The sequence below is a fragment of the Nonomuraea sp. SYSU D8015 genome, assembly GCF_008065375.1.
Classification (GTDB): domain Bacteria; phylum Actinomycetota; class Actinomycetes; order Streptosporangiales; family Streptosporangiaceae; genus Nonomuraea.
Map to the genome: position 1 here is coordinate 65,406 of NZ_VJYI01000013.1, position 23,219 is coordinate 88,624.

The following is a 23,219-nucleotide window of genomic DNA, read 5'->3' on the forward strand; positions in this document are numbered from 1 at the left end:
CGCCGGGTCCTGCCGTCCTACTGCCGGGGCCGGCGAGCCGGCCGGGGCCCCTCCACAGGAGTGGCGAGGTGCCCCTGAACCAGCCGGTTCATCGCTCGGAGCAGCACCTCCCGCTCGTCCTCCGGCAGCGCGTCGAGAGCCGCCCGATGCACGCCGTCCACGATCTTCTGGCTGCGCTCGGCGACCTCCCTCCCCTTTTCGGTGACCGCGATGATCCTGGCCCGCCGATCGGTGCTGGACGGCCGGCGCTCGGCCAGCCCGGCCTTCTCCAGGGCGTCCACCGTGACCACCATCGTGGTCTTGTCCATGTCGCCGATCTCCGCGAGCTGGATCTGGGTGCGCTCCTCCTCGATGGCGTGGACGAGCACACAGTGCATGCGGGCGGTCAGCCCGATCTCGGCGAGTGCCGCCGCCATCTGGGTACGCAGCACATGGCTGGTGTGGTCGAGCAGGAACGAGAGATCAGGCACGGTACGCGCCGGAGCCATGGCCGTCATGAGACCATTGTAGTTTCGTTGCGGATTATCTACGCCCTTATCTCTGGGCGCGATTTGCCGGACGATCATCGCTCGCCGTACAGTGTGATCACTTCGACGAGACGTTCCCCAGAAGTGCGCCGCAGAGCGGGAGCGTCCCACCTCCATGAGGCGCCGGAGGGGCGGCAGGAGTCTTCACCGACCCTTCCCTTCGGAGGTCCTTTCCATGAACGTCGGAATCGGCTTGCCCATCGGCGACCCTTCCGTCCTGCTCGACTGGGCCCGGCGCGCCGACGCCGGCCCCTTCAGCACGCTCGGCCTGCTCGACCGGCTCGTCTACCACAACCCCGAACCCCTGATCGCCCTCGCCGTCCTCGCGGGCGCCACGTCCCGCGTCCGCATCCAGACCGAGGTGCTGCTGGCCCCGCTGCGCGACACCGCCCTGCTCGCCAAGCAGGCCGCCACCCTGGACCGGATGGCCGGCGGCCGCCTCGTCCTCGGTCTGGGCGTCGGGGGACGGGAGGATGACCACCAGGTCACCGGCGTCGACCTGCGTACCCGCGGCCGTCGCCTGGACGAGCAGATGGCGATGATGCGCCGCCTGTGGTCCGGCGAGCCGTACGGCGACGGCGTCGGCCCGATCGGCCCCGCGCCCACCCGTCCCACCGGTCCCCACGTGCTCTTCGGCGGCTTCAAGCCCGCCGCGCTGGAACGCGTCGCACGCTGGGGCGACGGCTTCCTCGCCGCCGCCGCGCCCTCGTGGGCGGGCGGTCTGTTCGACACCGTCCGCACGTTCTGGAAGGAGTACGGGCGCGACGGCGACCCCCGCATCGTCGCCCAGGTCAACGTCGCACTCGGCCCTCAGGCCGTGGTCGACGACGCCAAGGCCGACATGCACGCGTACTACGCCTTCACCGGCATGGCCGACCGGATGGTCGCCGGCATGCTGACCACACCCGCGGCGATCCGCGACGCGATCGCCGCCTTCGCCGACCTGGGCGCCGACGAGGTCATGCTCTACTGCTACGGCCTCGATCCCACGCAGGTGGACCGCCTCGCCGACGTGGTGTGAAGACCTGGCACCGCTTGATCAACGGCGCCCGGCCACCCGCGAACGGCTTCGAGCCGGGCCTGTGAGGCACGGTCAGATCTGCCGGACAGCGGCGACGTCGAAATCCAACGCCACCTTCTCGCTGATCAGGACCCCGGTCGCGGCGGTCCAGTTCACACCCCAGTGGTTGCGGTTGATCGTGACGCCGCCCTGGAAGCCGACCCGGAGGTCGCCCCGGGGGCCGTTCTCGACGCCGGTCAGCTGGAGGTCCACGGTGACCGGCGCCGTCACGCCGCGGATGGTCAGGTCACCGGTGACCTTGAAGCTGACCTCGCCGACCCGCCGCACCTCGGTCGATCTGAAGCTGATGACCGGGTGGTGGTCCGTATCCAGGAACCGGCCGCGCAGCTGGTCGTCGCGCCGCCGGTTGCGGGTCTGGATGCTCCTCGCCCGGATCGTCAGCTCGACGCTGGACTTCGACGGGTCGGCGCCGTCCAGGCGTGCGCGGCCCTCGAACTCGTCGAACCGCCCGCGCACCCTGGTCGCCATCGTGTGCCGGGCGACGAAGCCGATCCGCGTGTGGGCGGGGTCGAGGACGTAGTCGCCGGTCAGCTCGCCGAGCTCGGTCATCGTCGTCATACTCGATCTCTCCAGGAAGGGGAAGGAGTGTCCGCCGCCTGCCTGCGTTCAAGGGGCCCTTGTCACATCAGCCGGATTTGAGGGGTCACCTATACGACACCTAGCGGCGGAGGAACGTGACCGATGACCGAATCCGACTGGCTGGCGGAGGGCTTCGAGGAGAACCGGACCCGCCTGCGGGCGGTGGCGTACCGGATGCTCGGCTCGCTCGCCGAGGCCGACGACGCCGTCCAGGAAGCGTGGCTGCGCGCGAGCCGGTCGGATCCCAGCGGAGTGGACAGCCTCGGCGCCTGGCTGACCACCATCGTCGCCCGGGTGTGCCTGAACGTGCTGCGCTCGCGCAGAACGCGGCGTGAGGAGCCCATGGGCGTGCGCGTGCCCGACCCGGTCATCGCCCGTACAGAGGGGATGAACCCCGAGGACGAGGCGCTGCTGGCCGACTCGGTCGGACTCGCGCTGCTGGTGGTGCTCGAAACGCTGACCCCCGCCGAGCGGCTGGCGTTCGTCCTGCACGACATGTTCGACCTGCCCTTCGACGAGATCGCCCCCATGGTGGGGCGCTCCCCGGCCACGGCGAGGCAGCTCGCCAGCCGGGCCCGGCGCCGGGTGCGAGGAGCCGAGGTACAAGCTCCCGACCCCGACATCGGCCGTCAGCGGGAAGTGGTCGACGCCTTCTACGCCGCGGCGCGCCGCGGTGACCTCGACGCCCTCGTCGCGGTCCTCGACCCGGATGTCGTGATGCGATGCGACGGGGGGACGGCACGTCCGGATCTTTCCGTGGTGGTCCGCGGTGCGGCGGCCGTCGCCCGCCAGGGGCTCAGGTTCCACCAGCCCTCCGCACTGGTACGGCCGGCGCTGGTGAACGGAGCCGCGGGTGTCGTCGCGACCATGGGCGGGCAGCCGATCGCGGTCATCGGGATCACCGTCTCACGCGGCAAGATCGTGGCCATCGACGTGATCGCCGACCCCGAGCGCCTCCTCCGGCTCGATCTGGCCGTCCTCGACGACTGACGGGCCCTATCCACCCTTCGCATCGAGTTCGAGAGGGTCGTTGATGCCGAAGTTCTCGTCGAGAACGGTGACGAGGCGGTCGGCGGCCAGTGGGGCGGTCTCGCCGGCCCATTGGCGGACGAGACCCAGGAAGCCCCGTAATCGCAGGCGCACCGCGGTCAGATGGGCGGGCAGGTCGTCGAGCCGGATCTCCACCTCATGCAGGCCTGAGCGGCGTGACTCCTGCCGGAGCCGGACGGCTCCGGCGACGTGTTCGAGATCGGTGCCGGGATCGTGCCCGAGCCAGATGTCCTCCTTGTGCAGGACGTTGCGCCACTCCCGCCAGTTTTCCAGGCCGCAACAGCACCCCGGCAGGATCTCGGCATCGGTGGTCGTGTCCCTGACCCGGAGCCCGCCCGGGGCGGTGAGCGCTTCCGCTTCGGCCAGGTGGCGGTCCAGCAGATGGTGGAGATCGCCGATCGGCGCGGTCGGGATGCCGCCGTGGCGGAAGACGACCGCCATCGCGGCGCCGACCTCGGCCATGCTCATCTGGCCCGAGAGGGCGAGGATGTGCCCCTCGCCCGGCTCGGCGACCGGCCAGGCGGTGAAGTCCGCCGTTCCCCAGGTGTCCAGGACGGCATCGACGACGATCACAGGCACCTCCCTACTTCGTGCGCCAGAGGGCTCCTCGATGCTCTTCGGAGAGCGAGCCGTCCACGAGGTCGTCCTCCGTCACATGGCCGGTGGCGTAGACCTCGTTCGCGCCCGGGCGCTTGACCAGGTTGTGGACGAAGAAGCCCTTCCCGGCAGGGGTGGGCAGGAACTCCTTGGTCCACCGGCCGCCGGACAGGTGCCAGAGCTCACTGGTTTCGTACTGGCGATCGGCGATCACCCACAGCCCGCCCTCACCGTCCGGCGCCGCCTGGCGGAAGGTGCGGTGCATCGGCCCCCAGGTGCACGCCCACGACGAGCCGTTCCAGTGGATCGCCACGGGTCTGGCCCTGATCGGAGCATCCTCGTACTCCTCGTTGTCCATGTCCCAGCCGACGTTGCCCACCACCCAGGCGTCGTCGCGGCCGTACGGGACTAGTCCGGTCAGCCACTGCTCCGGCATGCTGTCGAGTGCGCGCGTGCCCAGAGCAGGCAGTTTCAGCCTCCGCCAGCCGGTGCCTTCCCAGCGCAGGACCGATCGGTCGCCGTCGAGAGCCCACATGTCGTGGCCTTCGCCGAACGGCAGGCCGCCCGAGGGCTTGCCCGACTGCCGCAGCCAGCCGCGGCCGTTCCAGCGCAGCACGAGGTCGCCCACCGTCGCCCATCCGCTCCGCGCGCCGACCACGGACCAATCAAGCTCCTGGGTGTCTTCGTCCGCGACGACGACGTCGTCCCACCGCCCGTTCCGGAAGGTGCCGATGAACATCCGGCTCACCACGTCGTCCTCTCCCGGAGGAGCCGTCGTGCCGAACGCCCAGACCCGCCGCGCCGAGTCGGTGGTCAGCGCGTAGACGCCGTCCACGGAGTCCGGGCCGATCGGATGCCGTTCGAAGGTGCTCCACTCCCCCTTGTGCCATCGGCGGATGTCGATCTCCTGGTCGAGGGAATCGGGCACCACTCGGGCCGTCTGCGCCCACACGGCTCCGTCACCGGCGACATCGAACTCCCCGATGTGGTTGACCTGCCGGTCCACATGGAGCAACCTCCAGCCCGATCGCCGCCCCGACGCGGGCCGCATCTGGTCGCTCTTCAACCCGGGCTGCGCACACGCCCTGGGTCTTGCCGATAGAGCAGGAAACGTCCTGAGCTTGGGGCCGGTCTTCAGCTTTTCGCTCTTCCCGTACGTGGCGGGTGGACTCGGGTGAGGACTGGCCGTCGGCGACCCGGTGGGCTTCGGCCTCCGGTGCGCCGCGGGTTGCTCTGCGGCCGAGCAGCCGCAGACCATGAGCGCCATTGCCACCAGCAACCGCTTCACGGCATCCATGATCCCCGCAGGCTAGGGCGATCTACGCAAACCCCGCAACCTCAGGTGGCCCGCGACTTCAGAGCCTGGAGATGTAGTACATGTTGCCGCCCGGCTGGAGGACGCCGGCCAAAGTGGAGGCCTTGATGGTGTGCGTGCCACCGGTCGGCTTCCACGGGTCGTAGACCGTGATGGTGCCCGCCGTCTTGTCGTTGAGGTCGTCGGGACGCCGACGAACGGGACGGATGTGGCCGCTACCACGAAGATCGCCTTCAAGCGCTCTGCTCGGCTAGGGTCGCGGGGTGGGACCTCATCGCATGCCGGCCGCCGAGGTGGATGTCTCCCCCGATCTGGTGCGGCGGCTCCTGGCCGTCCAGCACCCCGACCTTGCCGACCACCCCATCGAGTTGATGTCCAACGGATGGGACAACGTCATGTACCGAGTCGGCCAAGCCCTGGTCGCCCGCCTGCCGAGGCGCGAGGTGGCCGCCACGTTGCTGATGCACGAACAGCGCTGGCTCCCCCATCTCGCGCCCCGGCTGCCGCTGCCGGTTCCCGCGCCTGTGCGGGTCGGGAAGCCGGACCTCGGCTACCCGTGGCCCTGGAGTGTCGTCCCGTTCCTGCCCGGACAGGTCGCCGCGCGCAATCCGCCGGCTGACCCGGGAGACGCCGCAGTCGCACTCGGCACGTTTCTCGGGGCTCTGCACACTCCCGCGGCTCCAGACGCGCCCCCCAACCCCTACCGCGGCGTCCCGCTCGAGGAGCGCCAGGCGACGGTCGCCCAGAACCTGAGCATCGTGGGCGACCTGGTCGACCACGGGTCGGTGACGCGCGTATGGGAGGCCGCGCTCGCGGCTCCGCGGTGGGACAGGCCCCCGGCGTGGGTGCACGGCGACCTCCACCCCGCCAACATCCTGGTCCATGACGGCCGGGTCAGCGGCGTGATCGACTTCGGTGACATCACCTCCGGCGACCCTGCCACGGACTTGTCCGTGGCGTGGATGCTCCTGCCCGCGGAATGCCACGACGCCTTCAGGAAGGCCTATCAGGCGGCAGGCGACCACGCGGCAGGTGACGACATCTGGGTACGGGCCAGAGGCTGGGCGGTCGCGCTGTCGCTCGCGTTCCTGGCCCATTCGGCCGACAACCCGCAGATGGCGGACATCGGTCATCGCACCATCACGGCCGTGCTCGCATAGCGTCGGCTACTGGACCCCGCTTCCCTCGCCCGCGACCACCGCTACGACTTCTTGACTCACTGACCGGCTGACTCGAGGGAGCCGGCCGCGACCTACTCCGGCGGCGGGCTCACCGATGCGGCGGTCGTCGAGGGCGGCCGGGTGAAGACGTCGAGCAGCAGGTCTGCCAGCAACTGCGGGTCCGCGCCGAACGCGACCTCCGCGTTGGGTTTCTGCGTGCTGTTGAGCCGGGTGTCCATCACGGTCCGGCCGATCGTCAGAGGGCCGGCCGTCTCGACGGTGACGTGCAGGCTGCGTGTGGTGATGACCTCCGGCCGTACGAGGTAGGCGGCGCAGACGACGTCGTGAACCGGTGCGGCGTCGGCGGCGTTCACGGTGCCGTCGTAGGCGTCGATGCGCCGGGAGATGAACCGGGAGGCCGCGATCCCGGCGGGCGTCCCCGACTCCTCTAGCCTGGCGCAGGTGTCCCGCGTGACCAGGGCCTGGTAGGTGGCGTCGAGCGGCACCAGGGTGAGGCGGCCGAAGCCGGCGGACAGGACCACGTTCGCGGCTTCGGGGTCGGCCCAGATGTTGAACTCGGCCGAAGCGGTCATGTTGGTCACCGCGTGTCCCCCGCCCATGATCACCACCTCGTCGACCGCCTCCGTCAGGGCGGGATCAATGGCGAGCGCGGTGGCGATGTTGCTCAACGGACCGACGGGAACCAGGGTGATCTGCTCGGTTGCGGAGCGCAGTGTCTCGACGAGGAACTCGACGGCTCCGGTGTCCTGGCGCACGCTCCGCGGCTCGGGGATGGGCAGCGCCTTGCCGTGCGGACCGCCGTCTGAGTCACCCCTGGCCGTGGGAAAGCCGAGCCGGGCGATGGGGCGGGCCAGGCCCTCGAAGACCGGGATGTCGGACCTTCCGATCCAGTCGAGGACGCGCAGCGTGTTGTCGGTGGTGTTCTCGACCGGCACGTTGCCGTTCACGGTGGTGACGCCGATCAGGTCGAGCTCCGGATGCAGCGCCGCGAACATGATCGCGACCGCGTCGTCGGTTCCGGTGTCCACGTCGAGGATGACTTTCCGGCTCACGAATGCCTTTCCTTTCACAGTGGCGGGCTCGGTGCCGCGCGTCGCCCAGTCAACAGCTCTACGCCCCGCACCACATCAGGGCCACCCATTTTTGGGCATTCCGGCACCGAGGTCGCGATCCCGCCGTCCGAGTCACGCATCAGCGTCACGCCGGCGGCAGGCATCGGCGACGGCTCCGGGGTTCCAGTAGAACGGGCGACATTCGAGCATGCGTCCGTCCCTGACGGTGATCCGTTGCACGATCAGGGTGTCGACTTCCCGGCCGGTGGCGCGGGCGCGGAAACGCACCCGGTTCCGCACGACCACGGTGTCCTCGTCGCCCCAATGCTCCTGCTCCAGGAACTCCATCGATTCCCAGACCTCACTGAAGAGAGCCAGGAATCGTTCCATGCCGTCATGACCGCGCCATGTTCCCGTGCCGGTGAAGGGCAGGCCGGGAGCCTGATGCAAGATCACCTCTGGATCCATGTCCGTTGTGCTCATGGCGGCCGGCATCACCGGCTACGGCAGGTCTCCGCTGGCGGCGATCAGACCTCGCGCCTTCCGGCGCCGTGCGGAGTACGGTGTGCGTCGTGATCCGGGTGCTGCTGGCCGACGACGAGGCGATGATCCGTGCCGGGGTGCGGGCGATCCTGAGCGCGACCCCGGACGTGGAGGTGGTCGCCGAGGCGGCGGACGGCCACGAGGCCGTCGAGCAGGCCCGCGCGTACCGTCCGGACGTCGTCCTGCTGGACATCCGCATGCCGGTCCTGGACGGGTTGAGCGCTGCGGCGGAGTTGCGGCGGGTGGTGCCGGAGACGGCGGTGGTGATGCTGACGACCTTCGGCGAGGACGAGTACGTGGCCGCCGCCCTGGAGGCGGGGGTGTCGGGGTTCCTGCTCAAGTCCGGCGACCCGTACGAGCTGATGGCAGCGGTACGCGCGGCGCACGAAGGAGCGGCGTTCCTGTCGCCTCGGGTCGCCCGCCAGGTCATCGCCCAGCTGTCCGGTGAGCTGATGGCTCGCCAGCAGGCCGCCCGCTCGAAGGTCGCGGTGCTGACCCCGCGGGAGCGGGACGTGCTGGCGCTGCTCGGTGCGGGGTTGAGCAATGCCGAGATCGGACGCCGCCTCTTCCTGGTGGAGGGCACCGTCAAGGCCCACGTCTCGGCGCTGATGACGCGGCTGGGCGTACGTAATCGGGTGCAGGCCGCCGTCGTCGCGCACGAGGCGGGCATCGTCGCCGAGGACGACTGAGCGGCTTCGACGGGTCACGCGTCGCGGCTACGCAGCACCCCGATGCCCGCCGCCACTGCCGCGACCGCCCAGGCGACCAGGACCAGCACGTACTCCCAATGGCCGCTCATCAGCTGCCAGCCGGCCTGAGCCGGGGTCCAGCCGGCGAACGTGTCCAGGAACGGCGCGCCGAGCCGCTCGCCGGCCAGGTGCAGAACCTCGGGCAGGACCAGCAGCAGCAGGACCATGCAGGTGAGCGCCCCGGCGGAGCGACGCACCAGGGCTCCGACGCCCAGGGAGATGACCGCCAGCAGGCCGAGGTAGACGCCGGTGGCGGCTGCCTGCTCGGCCGCGTCCCCGAGGGCGCGGGGCAGCTCGCCGTGGCGGGCCGCGGCCGTCCCGACGCCCAGGGCGGTGGCGGCCGCGCCGAGCACCAGACCGGCGATGCCGGTGACGACGGCCTTGGCCACCATCACCCGGCCGCGGGACGGAGTGGCGGCGAATGTCACCGTGATGGAGCGGGTGGCCAGCTCACTCGTGACCACCAGCAGGCCGAACGCGGCCACGATGTACTGCCCGAAGTGGCTCACGGCCGTCAGTCCCACCGTCAGGGATTGCGCCGACGCCGGGCCGTCGGCACCATCGGCGCCGTCGTCGACGATTGCCATGAGCAGCAGAAGGGCGAGCAGGCCGCCGGCGAACCACCAGGTGGAGCGCACGGTGAACAGCTTGATCCGCTCGGCGGCGACCGCGTCGCGCAGGCCGAGCGGACGTTGATCGCCGCGGACAGGTGCGGTCATCGGATGGTCTCCTTCGCGGCGGAGGGGAACTGGACCTCGTCGTCGGTCAACTTCATGTAGGTGTCCTCCAGTGAGGACCCGATGGCCTCGAGGCCGTGGATCTCGAGCCCGAACGCGAACGCTTTGGCCCCCACTTCCTGCGGCAGCGCACCGGGTACGACCAGGGTGCCGTCGTCGTCGAACCGGGCGCCCTCGAAGACGTCGGCGAGTGGCCGCAGAACGGGACCGCGTACGCGGCTGCCCGCCATGGCGGCTGCGAGCAGGTCGGCCATGGACGCGTCGGCGATCAGCCGGCCGCGGCCGAGCACGACGACGCGGTCGGCGGTCTGCTCCATCTCGCTCATCAGGTGCGAAGAGACGAACACGGTGCGGCCCTCGGCGGCCAGGGACCGCAGCAGGGTGCGGATCCACCGCACCCCGTCCGGATCCAGGCCGTTGACGGGTTCGTCGAGCATGAGGACCTGCGGGTCTCCGAGCAGCGCGGCCGCGATGCCCAGACGCTGGCTCATTCCCAGGGAGTACGTGCCCGCCCGCCGGTCCGCGGCGCTCGTCATGCCGACCAGCTCCAGGACCTCCGCCACCCGGGCGGCCGGGATGCGCTGGGAGCGGGCCAGCACACGCAGGTGGTCGCGGCCAGTGCGGCCCGGGTGCACGGCCTTGGCGTCCAGCAGGGCGCCGATCGTGCGCAGCGGGTGGCTCAGCCGGGCGTACGGCTTGCCGTCGATCAGGGCGGTGCCGCTGGTCGGGGCGTCGAGGCCCAGGATCACACGCATCGTGGTGGACTTGCCGGCGCCGTTCGGGCCGAGAAAGCCGGTCACGTGGCCGGGCTGCAGCTCGAGGGTCAAGCCGTCCACGGCCGTCGTGGGGCCGTAGCGTTTCGTCAGGTCGGTCAGGCGGATCATGCGTTGGACGCTATGGATCGACCCTCCCCGTACGAATGAGTCCATCGGCAGGGGCCACCCCTGACTTTCGTCGGGGGTGCGTGAGGGGGTCTGCCCGTAGCGTGAAGGTCGTGAACGTTCTGACGTCGACGCGTGGCCGCCAGGTCGGCATGGACCTGCTGCTGGGGCTCTTGGCCGTCGCGTCACTGTGGCTGTCGGACGACCCGCTGCCCGAGCACGCCTGGGTCAGCGCGACGGCGCTGCGGGTGTCCGGCGCCGTGGTCGTGTGCGTCGCCGCGGCGACCTGGCGCAGGTGGCCGTCCCTGGCCGCCGCGCTCCCCCTGGTGCTGGGCACGGTCGTCGCCGGCGACGTCTACGTGTCGCAGCTCATGCCGGCCGTCATCCTGTTCGCCTTCCTGCTGGGGCGGCGCACCGCCGGCCGTTCCGCCAGTACGCAGGTCGCCGTGCTGATCGCGGTCGCCGCCGTCGCGCTGCTGCTCGCGCCCGGGCACGAGACCGGCGGGGATTGGTTCTCCGCCGCCTCGACCCTGCTGCTCATGGTCGTGATCCCCTGGGCGGTGGGACAGTACCTGCGCCTGCAGGCCGACCTGGCCACCGCCGGTTTCGAGCTCGCCGCCCGCCTCGAACGTGAACACACGCGGGCCACCCGGCGGGAACGGCTGCGCGAGCGGGCCCACATCGCCACGGACATGCACGACTCCCTGGGCCATGAGCTCAGCCTCCTGGCCGTGCGCGCCGCTGCCCTGCAGGTCGCCGCCGACACCGCCCCGGGGTTGCGGCAGGCGGCGGCCGAGCTGCGCGAGTCCGCCGCCGCGGCCACCGACCGGCTGCGCCAGATCATCCGGGTGCTGCGTCAGGACGATGAGCACGCCCCGGTCGACCCGCTCGGCGGCTCCGTGGCCGCGTTGGTGGAGCGGGCCGCGGCCTCCGGCGTGGACGTGCGCCTGGAGGCTGACGAGGAGGCGGAGGCCGGACTGCCGGATACGACCGCGCGGGCCGCCATCCGCGTCGTGCAGGAGGGGCTGACCAACGCGACCAAGCACGCCCCCGGATCTGTCGTCCGCGTGAGGCTGCGCCGCACCGGCGACGTGCTCGAGGTAACCGTCGCCAACGGGCCGGCCCACGGCCCGCGGCAGAGGCCAGCCGACCCGGCCGGATCCGGCTACGGGCTGGTCGGCCTGGACGAACGCGTCCGCCTGGCCGGCGGCACACTGCACGCGCGTCCCGGCGGCCCACTGCACGCGGATCCCGACGGCCCACTGCACGCGGGTCCCGAGGGCACGTTGCACGCGGGTCCCGAGGGCGACGGCTTCACGCTCACCGCCCGCCTGCCCGTGAACGCCCAGCAGGCCGCCTCTCCGTCCCCGGCCACCTCCCCGGAGCTGGCGCTGGCCGGGGCGCGCCAAAGGCTGCGCCGCGGCCTGGTCACCACGTTCTGGGCGCCCACCGTCCTGGGCATCGCCCTCGTCGCGGTGTTCCTGCTCCGGGGCGGACTGTTGTAGTGGCGGCGTCGCCCCGAGAGCGATCTCAACAGGTCCCCATTCCGGAAGGAGAACGTCCGCAGCCGGCTGTAGCGTCGCTCCACGACCGACATCGACGCTCAAGCGGGAAGGTGCACCGGTGCGATCCCGGACGGAGGGCATGTGGTGGGGAACCGCGAAGCCCGGCCGACGCGCCGCGGCCGCCCTAACTGAGGTGCCGTGTGAAGAACCGCAGCGAGCTCCCCGTCTCGAACTCCGGGATCTCCCCATGCTTGCCCGGATTGGCATGCAGCGTCTTGTCCGCCGACGCCAGAGCGTCGAACAGCGCCAGGCCCTCGGCCCGCGGCACCCTGTCGTCGTCCCACTGGAGCAGGAACTGCACCGGGGCGGTGACCCGGGCCGCGGCCTCGGCCAGCCCGTGCACGCCGAGCAGGCCCAGCACCGCCGCGCGGACCCGGGGTTCCGTCGCGACGAACGGGACGCCGAGCCCGCAGCCCATCGACATGCCCCAATAACCCACCGGACCGTCGCCGACGAAGTCGAGCTCCTGAACCGCGGTCAAGACCGCCTGCCATTCCGGGACGGCCTGGCCGGCCAGGAACGTATGCATGGCGGCGAGATGCGTGGCGATGTCCTCGCCCGCGACCATGCCTGCCCGCAACCCCGCCGCGACCCGGGCGAACTCCTCGGTTTTCGGCCGGTCGCCGTGGTTGGGCGGATCCAGCGCGACCACCGCGAAACCGCCCTCGGCGACGAAGCGGTGCGCGCGGGCCACGATGCCCGGAGCCTTTTTGTGCTGCCCGCCGCCGTGGCCCATAAGGATCAGGGGACGAGCCCCGACGGCGCCTTCCGGCGTCCACAGAACACCGGGTATGTCGCCGAGGGTGAACAGCCGTTCGGTGACGCCGTCCGACGACGTCTGGGAGATGAAGCGCAAAGCGTTTCAAGCCTTTCGGGATGCCTTCTGCGGGCGCTCCCTAGGCGATGCGCGCGAGGGAGCCCCGACCTGTCACAGCGTTGATCGGTCTCACCTCCTCAGTGCGCAGCGATGCACGGCAACGACGAATCTATCACGGCGTGATCTGCCGCCCGAGGGTCGGTCGCAGCAGGAGGTGCCGCCCCAGACGAGAAGGGACACCCCCGTCCACACGGTGATCGACGCGCCGCACCGGTGGTCGGTGTTGTTCCGGTCCACCTCCACCGCCAGGATCCGTATCTCGTCGGTGCCGTCGAAGACCGCGCCCAGGCTGGTGAGCCGGCCGCGTGTCCGGAAGCCGCCCAAGTCTTCGGCGACGCCCTCGCCATCCTCCCTCGGGTCGAGGATGGTCAGTTCGACGTGGCCATCGCGTTCCAGGCCGGTGGCGACGATGCGCTCGTCCGCCGCGGTCACGTCGTACACGGGTCCCTTCGTGGCGAAGGTACGCCAGCGGTCCGTGGAAACGTCGTAGAGGAGGATCGCGGAGCCGGAGGCGATCGCGACATGTCCGGGGACGGCGGCCGCTCGGGCGTCGAGCCGTGGGGGTCGTTTCGGCGACGGGGAGATCCTGCGCCATTTGCCTGTCGAGGGGTTGTAGGCGGCGCCGTCGAAGAGCGGGGTGATGCGGGTCTCCGTGGGCTCGGCCGTACCGCCCCAGATGATCATCTGCGTGCCCGTCCAGACGGCCGTGTGATGACTGCGCGGGGCGAGCCCGGTGTCAGGGAGCGGGCTGACCTGGCGGGGCTGGAAGCTGTCGGGCCCGGCGAAGAACCGAGTCACGAGAAAGCCCGCGGCCACGGCGAGCACGACGCCCAGCGTGACGGCCCAGCCCAGGCGGCTCATCGGCACATGCTATCCGGGTGTAAAGGAAGTGAAGCCTTCATCCTTAGACGTCCTAACGCCATGAGCCGTCCTGGCCCTCGGGCGTCCGTGTCGGCTCCGCGGACCCCCCTTGACCGTCGGCCGGCAGCCTAGCCCTTCGAGTCCGCCTTCCAGTCCTGGACGAGGAGCCCGAGCAGCACCTCGTCCAGGAACTGGCCCATTACCCAGGCCGAGGAGCGCAGCACGCCCTCGCGGACGAAGCCGTTGCGCTCGGCGGAGCGCAGCATCGCGGCATTGTCCGCCAGCGTCTCGATCTGCAACCGCTGCAGGCCGCGCACGACGAAACCGTAGTGGCACAGGACCGCGACCACGTCGGTGCCGTAGCCCATGCCGCGGGCGGACGGCAGCAGCCCCAGCCCAATGTGCGCGGACCGATGGTGGTTGTCGATGCCCCACAGCGACGCGGTGCCGATCAACGTGCCGCCGTCCAGCTCCACCACGGAGAACGGGACGTGCCCCTGCTCCTTGTCGTCCACCACGAGCGGCGAGTCCTTTGAGCCGGGCGTGATCGGCCGCCACGGCCTGGCTTCGGCCCGCGAGGAGTTGACCACGTCGTCGTAGAGCCCGGCCTGCAGGATCGGGATGTCATCCTCGTATCGGGCCCTGAGCCCGACTTTGTTGCCCCTTAGCATGCGAGCTTCCTATCCGACCGGGCTGACTGGGGCAAATCAACGCACTAGTTAGGACCTCTTACGCCGCGTGGACATCAGGCCCCTGACAACCCGGTAGGTTCCCGGCTGTGGACGGCATCGTAGGCACCATCGCGACGGCCGCTGGGATGTTCGCCGGAACGAATGTGGACGACCTCATCGTGCTGACGGTGCTGTTCTTGTCCTCGCGGGCGAGTGGCCTTCCGCGGCCGTGGCAGATCTGGGGCGGCCAGTACGCGGGCATCGCCGTCCTCGTGCTCCTCTCCGTGGTCGCCGCGCTCGGCCTCACGATCGTGCCCGACGCGTGGGTCGGCCTGCTCGGGCTGGTCCCCTTCGCGCTCGGCGTCAAGGGCCTGGTCGCAGCCGTACGAGACCGACACGACGAAGCCGGCACCCCACCAGCCGTCGCCACCGGCCTCGTGTCGGTGGCCGGAGTCACCATCGCCAATGGAGCCGACAACATCACGGTCTACACCCCCGTGTTCCGGACCATCGGCGCACTACCGACCATGGTCACCATTGGCGTCTTCGCCATCGGAGTCGCCCTGTGGTGCCTGGCCGGCTCCTGGCTCGGCTCTCACAAGAAGATCGTCGGGATCGTCGAGCGCTACGGCCAATGGCTCGTCCCCGCCGTCTTCGTCATCATCGGCATCCTCATTGTCATCGACTCCGGCATCCTGTCCGCGATCTTCTGATCAGCCGCAGCGGCCGAGCAGGATTGAAGAAGCGGGCCACGCCGCCGCCCGCCTAACGTTGCCGCCATGACCATCGCACTCCAGTACTGCCACATCACCGTCAACGACGTGGACGAATCGCTCGCCTTTTATCGCGACGCCCTCGGCCTTGAAGTGCGCAACGACGTCGGGTCCGGTGTATCCCGCTGGGTCACCCTCGTCGGCGCGACTCAGCCGGCCCTCGAATTCGTGCTCTCGGTACCGCACGCCGGCCGTTCCCAGGCCGACGGCGACGCCCTGCAGGAACTGCTCACCAAGGGCGTCCTGCCGATGATCGTGTTCAGCACCGACGATCTCGACGCGACCTTCGAGCGGGTGCAGGCATCCGGCGCCGAAGTTTTGCAGGAGCCCATCGATCGGCCCTGGGGGCCGCGCGACAGTGCGTTCCGGGACCCCTCGGGCAACATGGTGCGGATCCAGCAGGCGACCAAGGCGTGATGCCGGGCATCCAAGGCAAATCCGAACGGCAATACCCGGTGATCCGACTCACCCTGCGATGACCGGCTTGGACGACCAAATGGGGCCCATTGCCGCGGCCCGTGGTAAGTAGTCTCGCCATGGAGTTCTTCTGTTACCACCGCGATCGGCCTGGCTCCGCGGCTCTGCGCGACGAATTGCTGGAAGAGCACTGGTCCTACATGGACCGGTACGCGACGGAGATGATCGCCCGCGGCCCGACCTTCGCCCGCGGCAGCGAGACGGCCACCGGCAGCGTGCACATCGTCGACCTGCCAGATCTTGCCGCTGCGCGTGCGTTCGTCTTCGACGAGCCCAACTACCAGGCCGGTGTGTACCGTGACGTGCTGTTGCGCCGGTGGCGCAACGTGCTGGGGCGCACCATGTGGGACTTCCCCGGTGGCCGGGAGGGTGGCAACCGGTACCTTGTGCTCGGCCTCGGCTCGGGGCCGGCTGCCGACCTTGCCACACCGCCCAACCGGGACGAGCTGATCGCGTACGGGCCGCTGCTCTCCGACGACGGCGCCACCTGGCTGGGCACTGCAGCACTGGTCCGGGCGCCGGACCCCGATGCGGCACGTGCCGTGCTGACCACGGACCGGTACGCCGACATCGAGGTCCACGACTGGGAGTTCGGCGGGCGCCGGTAAGGCACTTGACCGTCGCCGAGATAGGGCCGGAACTCGTGCGGATCCCTGCCTTCCCCGCGGTCACACCGACGCAGGACCTCGACGGCGCGGCGAGGGCGTGCCGAACGTGGCACTGGCCCGCCTCCATTGCCCAGGAGGCGGGCCAGTCAAACCTCAAGTGGAGGGCGAAGACCAGGGCCCGGAACGGCCTCGATCACCTGCTGATCTACGGCGAACGCACCTGCGCATAGACCTGGCCGAGCATGAACGCCACTTCAACGATCATCGCCCACATCAATGCCGCTCTCTTCATCCGCCGATGCACGATCCCGGCGAGGTGATCGACATGACTGCCCGGATCCGCCGTCGAAGGACCGTCGCCGGAATGCCGCCCATGCCAGGCAGGCCGATCGGCGTATCTCGCCGGTCCCAGACGCCGCTCATGGCTGAGCGGGCTGGAGGCGCGCGCGATGGCGGTAGAGGAGGATCGCGGCCAGCGCGGCCGAGGCGAGCTCGCCCGCGGCGAGGCTGATCCAGATGCCGGTCTCGCCCAGGGAGCTGAAGCCCAGCACGAGGGGGATCTTGATGAGCAGCAGCGTGCCCAGGGAGATCAGGTAGGACGGCCGGGCGTAGCCGAGCGACTGGAAGTAGGCCGACGCGAGGGGTGCGACGCCGGCGGCGGCGATGCCGATGGCGATGATGCGCAGGGCGTTCGCAGTGGCCTCGGTGACGGCGGGTTCGTCGACGAAGATGCCGGCGAACGGGTAGGCGAACAGGACGAGGGTGACGGCCGCGAGCACGCCATAGCCGACGGTGGCGCGCAGGGCGAGGGTGCGGGCACGGCGTACGCGGTCGGCCAGGCGGCGCCCGGCGTTGTAGCCGACGATGGGTTGCAGCCCCTGGCTGATGCCCGCCTGCGGCATGGTGGCGAAGGTCTGGATGCGCCCGCAGACGGCGTAGGCGGCCAGGGCGGTCGCGCCGGCGGTGGCGGCCAGGGCGGTCGCGCCGGCGGTGGCGGCCAGGGCGTTGTTGACCAGCACCACCAGCAGGGTCGCGCCGAGCCCGGCGAGGAACGACGGCGTGCCGATGCCGAGCAGGGCGCGGATGGTCGGGCCGTGCGGACGCAGGTCGCGGGCGCCGATCCGGTATGGCCGGCGGCGCTGCCCGAAGAAGAACCACAGGCTCATCACGGCCGACACCGTCTGGCCGCCGACGGTGCCCAGTGCGGCGCCGCGGACGCCCATGTCGAGACCATAGATCAGCAGCGGGTCGAGGACGATCTGAACCACCACCGCGACGACCCAGATCGCGGTGGCGTAACGCTGTCGGCCCTCGGCGCGGACCAGGCTGGAGAACCCCGTGTACGACAGCGCGCCGCACAATAACACCACGGTGTAGTCGCGGCTGTAGTCACGGGTTCCCTCTCCCGCGCCGAGCGCGGTGAGCAGCGGTTCCAGGGCGAGCAGGCCGATCACGGCGACGGCGAGCGCGGTCAGCCAGTAGAGCGTGAAGGCGTTGCCGGCGGCGCGCGCGGCGCCGGCCGGGTCGTCCGCGCCGAGCCGCCGTGATACCAGGGACGCGCCGCCGGCTCCCACCGTGGTGGACACCGCACCGAGGACGAGCAGGACCGGGGCGGCGAGGTTGACCGCGGCCATGGCCTGCGCGCCGACCCCGTGCGCGACGAACCAGGCGTTGGTCAGGGCGTAGATGCCGTACACACCGACCGACAGCGTGGTCTGCGAGCAGGTGTGCCAAAGCAGCCGCCCGAGCGGAGCGGCGCCGAGGGCGGCGGTGGCGTCGAGCGTGGGGTGCAGGCGCGCGGCCCCCGTCAACGCGCGCGCTCGTCGAGCATGGCCATGGTTTCGCGCAGGCGTGCACACGCCCAGTCGTACTGCTCGGTGCTGGTGTGTGCCCGGAAGGTCGTCTCGATGATCTGGACGAGGACGAGGTAAAGGTTGTAGAGCCGGCGGCGGACCCGCTCGCCGCCGGTGAACGGCTCGTGGCCGTAGCCGCGGATGAACGCGGCCGAGTCTCCGAAAGCGCTCGACTCGCTCGCGGTGAAACCGTACTCCATCAGCGGATCGCCGTAGAACGCCCGCTCGTGGTCAAGGATCGCGATGATCTCTCCATCGCGCACCATGCAGTTGCCGGCCCACAGGTCCCACTCGACGAACCGGGGCTCGGTCACCTCGTCCAGAGCATCCGCATGGGCGGCCACGACCTGGCGGACGACGTCGTAGTCATAGCCCAGCTCGACGCCGCGCCGCTCGCCGTCACCCAGGAGCTCTTCGATCATCCGGAGGAAGGCCGCCCGCCAGCTGCGCTCGCCCGGCCCGGCGAGCGGTCCGAAGGCCGCGCCCCGGATCTGGTTCAGCTCGCGGGTGATCGCGCCGAGAGCCTCGTCGTACGCGTCGAGCTGCGCCCGCGACAGCGATTTCCGGATGACGTTGAGGTTGTCCGCGTCGACGTACGCCATGAAGAAGTAGTCGGCGTCGCACAGCTCGTGGCTCTGATCCGCGTAGTCGACCGCCGGCACCGGGACCTTGGTGTTCTCCTGAATCAGCCGCAGCGCTGCCAGTTCGGTGGCCATGGCTCCGCGCTCGTAGGTCATGACCTCGACGTCCGGCGGCGGTGCGATCTTGAGTACGACGTGCGCGCCGGATCGCAGCCGGATCCGATAGGCCACGTTGAACCAGCCGTGACCCAGTTCGCTGATCCAGTCCTCATCGGCGTCGGGCACCTGCTCCGGCCCGTAGGCACGGGCGACCATCGCGCGAATCGTCTCGATCGGCTGCCGATTCTTGGTGATGCTCTCCATCAGTCCTCACGTGCTCAGCGTGGTCATGACACGAAGGTGCCGTTCTCGTCGACCATTCTTGATCGTCCATCTTGATCTTGTTAGAGGTTCGGGCAATCCTGGCCATTGTGTCCGATATGCCGTCTGCTGCGGAACTACTTGCTCGCTCTGCCGACGCCGATGATCATCCTGGCGGATGTTGTGTGCGGAGCGCCCCAGCCCTGGCACCGACAGACGCGCGCCGGCGAGAGTGGAGGTGCCGTAGAGGCGCTGCCTCACGGCGCGCAGGGCGGCCAGCGTGCCGGCCGCCGCGGCCCTTCCTGTCGACACGGCCGGGACACCTGCGTCGTCGGACTCCGTGGGTCGTACGTTCAAGTCCCACCCGCCCTCTCATAGAAACCCCTGCCCGACGTGGATTTCGTTACCCAGCGCTACTTCGGGCAACGCTGTGGCCGGACGCGCTGCGCATCGGCGTACGCGGCGCGGGGATGGCGGGCCCGTCGCCGAGCACATCGCCCACCGCCGCTGGCGGATCAACGTCACGCCGACTAGGCGATTGGGGATCTTCTCCCGTATATGTCCCCAGTCAACACTGCCGCCCGACGCCGGACCTCAATCGGTGAAGCAGATCCGGAGACTCGCGTTGCTCATAACGTACCAATCGTTCAGTCCGTGCCCCACCCTTATGGGAGGGCAGGTGCCTCTTGCCGGTTTCGTATTCCACTTACATTCCACCCACGTGCCGTTGCCGGAGCTGTTACGATAATTGTTCTGGCAGCGCCATATATTGCCACTGAGGGCGTGTTGCCCAAGTTTGAAATAGCCGCTCGCCTTCATGCTTTTTACGTATGTTGCGTTCCGATCGGCCCGGTAACACATCACAGCGTCCGGGATGTCGATTTCGGGTCCCACGCACTCCATGTAGTCCGAGTCGACGTTGCTCCATACGTGGTCATGGCTGACGGGCGTGCCGACCTTCCAGTTGAGTGCCGCGGAGGCTTCTGACGCGAGTCCGACCGAAAAGCTGGCGGCAAGCACCACTGCCGCCGACCCAGACAGGAAGTGTCTTCCGGAAAGTCGCATTTTTTTCCTTTCGTTTTCTAACTGTCGAGCCATAACCCAAGCAGGCGCTATCTACGCCATCGAGGAATCTCCAAGTGCGGCGGCGATCTTGCTGAACGCCCTCGGCGACTCCCCACTGCGCCGTACACCGGATGCGCCCAGACGCGCGAACATGGCGCCGTAATCGTCATGCCGGGCGATGAAAAAGCAGTGAAACAGGGCTGAAACAGCAGGGTTCGGGGTGTCTGGCCCCCGCGGTCCGCCTGCGCAAGGAAGGACCGGCGGTGAGGACACGCCGTGGGGGCGCGGAGGGCGCGGCCGCTGAGGCGGACCATCGCGCCAGTCCGTCGGGGAGAGGCGGATGACCCGCTGCGAGGTCAGGCTCGGATCGTCGGTGGTGTGGTGTCGCCGTCTGGCTGGCTGTGCCGCGGTGCTCGGGCACCCATCTTGCGCGAGGGGGGCGCCTGCGGGACAGGCAAGCCCTCGACCCCGGCTACGTCAAGCTACTGCGCCTGATCGAGGATGCGAAGACGGCGGAGATCGACCGGGTCAACCACGCCACCTACCAGACCGTCCTGGGCACGGCACCCACGCTGGCCGCGGTCATGGACCCGCAGTCGAGGGACGCGGACGGCATCGTCGACTACGTCACCGAGGTGCACTACAGCCCCCACTGGGACGAGCGCGGTGGCCGGTGATGAGTCGCCGCTGCCGCCTCGTTCCTCCGGCGTGCAGAAGACGTGCGCAGTGCGTTCGCCGATGACCGCCATGTCCTGCGGAGTCGTCCCGACGTCCGGACCGGTCGCGTACGTGCCGTCCAGGGACGCGACGGCGTCCGCCACGTCTTCCAGCATCCGCCGGCGCAGTGACGGGTCCAGGTCGGTGCTCTCGGGCACCGCCACCACGGTCTTGCCGCCGCCGTTGGCCAGGCCTGCCACAGCGCACTTGGCGGTCATGCCGGCCGACAGGCGCAAAGCGTCGGCGAGCCCGTCGCGCCAGTCGGCGTAGCGCCAGACGCGGCATCCGCCGACCGCCTGTCCGAGCTTCGTCGAATGCACGGCGACGATCACCGGGAGACCGGAGCGAGGGCCGGTGCGGATGACGACCTGCTCGTGGTCGAATTCTGCGGGCACTGCACTGTCCTTCCGATTGGCCGGTATCAGTGCTTCAGAATCAGCCATACGGCTAACATCTGCCACGCTCACCGAACGAATGGCCGGGATCGACGCTGCGGTCGGCGAACGGGATGAACTTCGTTCGATGATCTGGGGAGTCCGCCGACCGGGCCTTTGCGCCGGGCGTTGCCGCGGATCCCGGCCCACAGGAGCCGACGATCATTCGGTCAGCCGGCCCCTGATCACACGACACGGGTCCGGACTGAAAGTTTCACAGCGGTAAAACCAAGTTGTCAGCGGCTGGCCAGGGGCGATGAGCTTCTGCGGAGCGGTGCCCACCTCGCCCTCGTTGACGAGAGGAAAGCGCTTTCCTAGCGTTGCGGTCGTTCGCTCACGTGCGCGGCGTCCACGCATGTGAACGAGGACAAGAAGCGCACTGCGAGTACGGGAGGAAGGACAAAGATGCAACGCACCTCCAAACTGGTCATCGGCCTCACCGCAGCGATCGCCGGGCTGGGCCTGGTCGCGCCGTCCGCCTCGGCGAGAAACCACCTGGAAGGATGGGCCACCCAAGGCGGCGGCACCACGGGCGGCGGCAGCACGCCCCCGGTGACGGTGAACTCGTCCTCGGCCCTGTCCAGCGCCCTCTCATCCGGCTCCGCCGCCGTCATCAGGGTGTCGGGGACGATCTCCTGCTCCGGCATGCTCCGCGTGACCTCGAACAAGTCCGTCATCGGCAACTCCGGCGCGGCGATCGTCGGCTGCGGCTTCAACGTCTCCAATGCGTCCAACGTCATCATCCGCAACCTCACCTTCCGCAACTGGAACGACGACGCGATCAACATCCAGTACTCCACGCGGGTGTGGGTCGACCACAACTCCTTCAGCAACGGGTACGACGGCGCCGTGGACGTCAAGCGGGCCAGCGACTACGTCACCGTCTCCTGGAACAGGTTCTCCAGCCACGACAAGGCGATGCTGCTCGGCCACAGCGACAGCAACGGCTCGGAGGACCGCGGGCGCCTGCGGGTGAGCTACCACCACAACTGGTTCGACGGCACCAACCAGCGCCACCCGCGCGTGCGCTTCGGCAACCCGGTACACGTGTACAACAACTTCTATGCCAACATCGGCTCGTACGGCGTCGCCTCCACACAGGAAGCCGGCGTCCTCGTCGAGGGCAACTACTTCGAGAACGTACGAGACCCGTTCCACCGGGGCGAGGGCAGCTCTCCGGCAGGCAGCCTGGTCGCCCGCAACAACCACTTCGTGAACTCCGGCAGCGGCGGCACGGGCGGCAGTGTCGCCTCGATTCCGTACTCCTACACCCTGGACACTCCGTCCAACGTCAAGTCCATCGTGACCAGCGGTGCGGGAGCGGGCCGCATCAACATCTGATCAAGGCGGAGGGGACTGCTCTGCGGGAGTGGGCCCCGTGCGACAGCCGCCGCATGGGACACACAGACCTTCCGTCTAGGACTCGAAGGGCTTGTGCGCCAGGAAGAAGGCCTGCCGGCTCGACCGGGGCTTCTCGCTCTCGTCAGGCTCGCGGATCAGCTGAGCGTCCAGGACGAGCCCGGCATTGCTCAGGAGTTCGGCGATGTGCTCAGGCTGCATCCAGTAGACATCGAGCGACAGCTTGTGGCCGTAGCCCTGGTTCAGGTGGCGACGCTCATCACCGACCTTGAACGCCATCAGCAGATGACCGCCTGGGGCCAGCACCCGGTGAATCTCGGAGAACACCGTCGGCAACACCTCTGGCGGTGTGTGGACGGTTGAGTACCATGCGACGGCGCCACCAACAGCGTCGTCCGCCAGCTTCAAGGCGGTCATCGATCCCTCTTCGAACCGCAGATCCGGATAGTCCCGGCGGGCGACCGCGACCATCTCCGGCGACAGGTCGATGCCGAAGGCGTTCACTCCGAGAGACTGCAGATGGGCGGTGACGCGGCCGGGGCCGCAGCCGAGGTCGGCGACTTCCCCGGCATCCGATGCCTGCACGAGTTCGGCGAATGCGGCCAGCATGGCGCGATCGAGCGGCTTGCTGTCCAGTTCGTCGCGGAGAAGCTCGGCGTAGTCGGCAGCGACGGTGTCGTACGCCATCCGGGTGGCCTGCAGATAGGTCGATTCGATCACGCCAAG

The 23,219-nt window shown here is 69.5% G+C and carries 24 protein-coding genes; 9 read left to right on the plus strand and 15 right to left on the minus strand.

The genetic code is table 11. The annotated features are described in order from the left end of the window. Positions 1-17 precede the first annotated feature (17 nt). Complete coding sequence (locus ID574_RS39510) at positions 18-497, minus strand: MarR family winged helix-turn-helix transcriptional regulator (RefSeq protein WP_188194147.1); 480 nt, start codon at positions 495-497, stop codon at positions 18-20. Between the two features lie 205 nt (positions 498-702). On the opposite strand from ID574_RS39510, the gene ID574_RS39515 reads away from it, so the two are divergent. Then, positions 703-1,548: an LLM class flavin-dependent oxidoreductase gene (locus ID574_RS39515; protein WP_188194148.1), complete on the plus strand. Its 846-nt coding sequence runs from the start codon at positions 703-705 to the stop codon at positions 1,546-1,548. Between the two features lie 72 nt (positions 1,549-1,620). Here the strand turns inward: ID574_RS39515 and ID574_RS39520 are convergent, their stop codons facing one another. Continuing rightward, complete coding sequence (locus tag ID574_RS39520) at positions 1,621-2,166, minus strand: YceI family protein (RefSeq protein WP_188194149.1); 546 nt, start codon at positions 2,164-2,166, stop codon at positions 1,621-1,623. A 123-nt stretch (positions 2,167-2,289) separates the two neighbouring features. Between ID574_RS39520 and sigJ the strand changes: the two genes are divergently transcribed. Then, the gene (gene sigJ / locus ID574_RS39525; protein ID WP_188194150.1) at positions 2,290-3,177 is read left to right on the plus strand and encodes an RNA polymerase sigma factor SigJ; all 888 of its coding nucleotides are present in this window, start codon (positions 2,290-2,292) and stop codon (positions 3,175-3,177) included. A 6-nt stretch (positions 3,178-3,183) separates the two neighbouring features. Here the strand turns inward: sigJ and ID574_RS39530 are convergent, their stop codons facing one another. Then, positions 3,184-3,810, minus strand: a complete 627-nt coding sequence (locus tag ID574_RS39530) for a hypothetical protein (protein ID WP_188194151.1) — start codon at positions 3,808-3,810, stop codon at positions 3,184-3,186. A 10-nt stretch (positions 3,811-3,820) separates the two neighbouring features. Next, positions 3,821-4,840: a hypothetical protein gene (locus ID574_RS39535; RefSeq protein WP_188194152.1), complete on the minus strand. Its 1,020-nt coding sequence runs from the start codon at positions 4,838-4,840 to the stop codon at positions 3,821-3,823. A 572-nt stretch (positions 4,841-5,412) separates the two neighbouring features. On the opposite strand from ID574_RS39535, the gene ID574_RS39540 reads away from it, so the two are divergent. After that, complete coding sequence (locus ID574_RS39540; protein WP_223167549.1) at positions 5,413-6,309, plus strand: aminoglycoside phosphotransferase family protein; 897 nt, start codon at positions 5,413-5,415, stop codon at positions 6,307-6,309. Between the two features lie 92 nt (positions 6,310-6,401). Here ID574_RS39540 and ID574_RS39545 read toward each other — a convergent pair whose 3' ends face one another. Both ID574_RS39545 and ID574_RS39550 read right to left on the minus strand, forming a co-directional pair. Continuing rightward, complete coding sequence (locus ID574_RS39545; protein ID WP_188194153.1) at positions 6,402-7,382, minus strand: nucleoside hydrolase; 981 nt, start codon at positions 7,380-7,382, stop codon at positions 6,402-6,404. Positions 7,383-7,514: 132 nt separating this feature from the next. Continuing rightward, positions 7,515-7,850 (minus strand): nuclear transport factor 2 family protein, encoded by a 336-nt coding sequence (locus ID574_RS39550; RefSeq protein ID WP_223167550.1) that lies wholly within the window; start codon positions 7,848-7,850, stop codon positions 7,515-7,517. A gap of 104 nt (positions 7,851-7,954) precedes the next feature. Here ID574_RS39550 and ID574_RS39555 point away from each other — a divergent pair, with 104 nt between their 5' ends. Next, on the plus strand, positions 7,955-8,614 hold the full coding sequence (locus ID574_RS39555; protein ID WP_188194155.1) for a response regulator: 660 nt from the start codon (positions 7,955-7,957) through the stop codon (positions 8,612-8,614). 14 nt (positions 8,615-8,628) lie between these two features. Here the strand turns inward: ID574_RS39555 and ID574_RS39560 are convergent, their stop codons facing one another. Continuing rightward, a complete protein-coding gene (locus ID574_RS39560) occupies positions 8,629-9,393 on the minus strand; it encodes a hypothetical protein (protein WP_188194156.1) in 765 nt (254 codons plus the stop codon). Then, complete coding sequence (locus ID574_RS39565) at positions 9,390-10,295, minus strand: ABC transporter ATP-binding protein (protein ID WP_188194157.1); 906 nt, start codon at positions 10,293-10,295, stop codon at positions 9,390-9,392. Before ID574_RS39565 ends, ID574_RS39560 begins: the two co-directional genes overlap by 4 nt. A gap of 110 nt (positions 10,296-10,405) precedes the next feature. Here ID574_RS39565 and ID574_RS39570 point away from each other — a divergent pair, with 110 nt between their 5' ends. After that, positions 10,406-11,797, plus strand: coding sequence for a sensor histidine kinase (locus tag ID574_RS39570; RefSeq protein ID WP_188194158.1), 1,392 nt, complete (start codon positions 10,406-10,408; stop codon positions 11,795-11,797). A 184-nt stretch (positions 11,798-11,981) separates the two neighbouring features. On the opposite strand, the gene ID574_RS39575 is transcribed toward ID574_RS39570, so the two are convergent. The 3 genes from ID574_RS39575 to ID574_RS39585 all read right to left on the minus strand — a co-directional run bounded on the left by ID574_RS39575 (position 11,982) and on the right by ID574_RS39585 (position 14,266). Continuing rightward, positions 11,982-12,713, minus strand: coding sequence for a dienelactone hydrolase family protein (locus ID574_RS39575; protein WP_188194159.1), 732 nt, complete (start codon positions 12,711-12,713; stop codon positions 11,982-11,984). Between the two features lie 90 nt (positions 12,714-12,803). Continuing rightward, positions 12,804-13,595: a Kelch repeat-containing protein gene (locus ID574_RS39580; protein WP_188194160.1), complete on the minus strand. Its 792-nt coding sequence runs from the start codon at positions 13,593-13,595 to the stop codon at positions 12,804-12,806. A gap of 128 nt (positions 13,596-13,723) precedes the next feature. After that, positions 13,724-14,266: a GNAT family N-acetyltransferase gene (locus ID574_RS39585; RefSeq protein WP_188194161.1), complete on the minus strand. Its 543-nt coding sequence runs from the start codon at positions 14,264-14,266 to the stop codon at positions 13,724-13,726. A gap of 107 nt (positions 14,267-14,373) precedes the next feature. Between ID574_RS39585 and ID574_RS39590 the strand changes: the two genes are divergently transcribed. The 3 genes from ID574_RS39590 (at position 14,374) to ID574_RS39600 (ending at position 16,124) form a co-directional block, all read left to right on the plus strand. Beyond that, positions 14,374-14,979: a cadmium resistance transporter gene (locus ID574_RS39590; protein WP_223167551.1), complete on the plus strand. Its 606-nt coding sequence runs from the start codon at positions 14,374-14,376 to the stop codon at positions 14,977-14,979. Between the two features lie 66 nt (positions 14,980-15,045). Then, positions 15,046-15,456, plus strand: a complete 411-nt coding sequence (locus ID574_RS39595; protein WP_188194162.1) for a VOC family protein — start codon at positions 15,046-15,048, stop codon at positions 15,454-15,456. A gap of 119 nt (positions 15,457-15,575) precedes the next feature. After that, a complete protein-coding gene (locus ID574_RS39600) occupies positions 15,576-16,124 on the plus strand; it encodes a YciI family protein (protein WP_188194163.1) in 549 nt (182 codons plus the stop codon). Between the two features lie 419 nt (positions 16,125-16,543). Here ID574_RS39600 and ID574_RS39605 read toward each other — a convergent pair whose 3' ends face one another. From ID574_RS39605 to ID574_RS39615, 3 genes are all read right to left on the minus strand, one after another. Continuing rightward, complete coding sequence (locus ID574_RS39605) at positions 16,544-17,935, minus strand: MATE family efflux transporter (RefSeq protein ID WP_223167552.1); 1,392 nt, start codon at positions 17,933-17,935, stop codon at positions 16,544-16,546. Then, complete coding sequence (locus ID574_RS39610; protein ID WP_442939376.1) at positions 17,932-18,789, minus strand: phosphotransferase family protein; 858 nt, start codon at positions 18,787-18,789, stop codon at positions 17,932-17,934. The genes ID574_RS39605 and ID574_RS39610 overlap by 4 nt, the downstream gene beginning before the upstream one ends. A gap of 1,676 nt (positions 18,790-20,465) precedes the next feature. Continuing rightward, a complete protein-coding gene (locus tag ID574_RS39615; RefSeq protein ID WP_223167553.1) occupies positions 20,466-21,095 on the minus strand; it encodes a Glu/Leu/Phe/Val dehydrogenase dimerization domain-containing protein in 630 nt (209 codons plus the stop codon). Positions 21,096-21,539: 444 nt separating this feature from the next. Between ID574_RS39615 and ID574_RS39620 the strand changes: the two genes are divergently transcribed. After that, positions 21,540-22,475 (plus strand): pectate lyase family protein, encoded by a 936-nt coding sequence (locus tag ID574_RS39620; protein ID WP_188194165.1) that lies wholly within the window; start codon positions 21,540-21,542, stop codon positions 22,473-22,475. Between the two features lie 75 nt (positions 22,476-22,550). Here the strand turns inward: ID574_RS39620 and ID574_RS39625 are convergent, their stop codons facing one another. After that, entirely contained in the window at positions 22,551-23,213 is a 663-nt protein-coding gene (locus tag ID574_RS39625) for a class I SAM-dependent methyltransferase (RefSeq protein WP_223167554.1), read from the minus strand. Positions 23,214-23,219 lie beyond the last annotated feature (6 nt).

Excerpts from the sequence above, each read along its gene's own strand:
- ID574_RS39585 (WP_188194161.1), bottom strand. The coding sequence starts at position 14,266 with ATGCTAAGGGGCAACAAAGTCGGGCTCAGGGCCCGATACGAGGATGAC.
- sigJ (WP_188194150.1), top strand. The coding sequence starts at position 2,290 with ATGACCGAATCCGACTGGCTGGCGGAGGGCTTCGAGGAGAACCGGACC.
- ID574_RS39515 (WP_188194148.1), top strand. The coding sequence starts at position 703 with ATGAACGTCGGAATCGGCTTGCCCATCGGCGACCCTTCCGTCCTGCTC.
- ID574_RS39580 (WP_188194160.1), bottom strand. The coding sequence starts at position 13,595 with ATGAGCCGCCTGGGCTGGGCCGTCACGCTGGGCGTCGTGCTCGCCGTG.
- ID574_RS39550 (WP_223167550.1), bottom strand. The coding sequence starts at position 7,850 with ATGGATCCAGAGGTGATCTTGCATCAGGCTCCCGGCCTGCCCTTCACC.
- ID574_RS39510 (WP_188194147.1), bottom strand. The coding sequence starts at position 497 with ATGACGGCCATGGCTCCGGCGCGTACCGTGCCTGATCTCTCGTTCCTG.
- ID574_RS39595 (WP_188194162.1), top strand. The coding sequence starts at position 15,046 with ATGACCATCGCACTCCAGTACTGCCACATCACCGTCAACGACGTGGAC.
- ID574_RS39520 (WP_188194149.1), bottom strand. The coding sequence starts at position 2,166 with ATGACGACGATGACCGAGCTCGGCGAGCTGACCGGCGACTACGTCCTC.
- ID574_RS39560 (WP_188194156.1), bottom strand. The coding sequence starts at position 9,393 with ATGACCGCACCTGTCCGCGGCGATCAACGTCCGCTCGGCCTGCGCGAC.
- ID574_RS39600 (WP_188194163.1), top strand. The coding sequence starts at position 15,576 with ATGGAGTTCTTCTGTTACCACCGCGATCGGCCTGGCTCCGCGGCTCTG.
- ID574_RS39565 (WP_188194157.1), bottom strand. The coding sequence starts at position 10,295 with ATGATCCGCCTGACCGACCTGACGAAACGCTACGGCCCCACGACGGCC.
- ID574_RS39620 (WP_188194165.1), top strand. The coding sequence starts at position 21,540 with ATGCAACGCACCTCCAAACTGGTCATCGGCCTCACCGCAGCGATCGCC.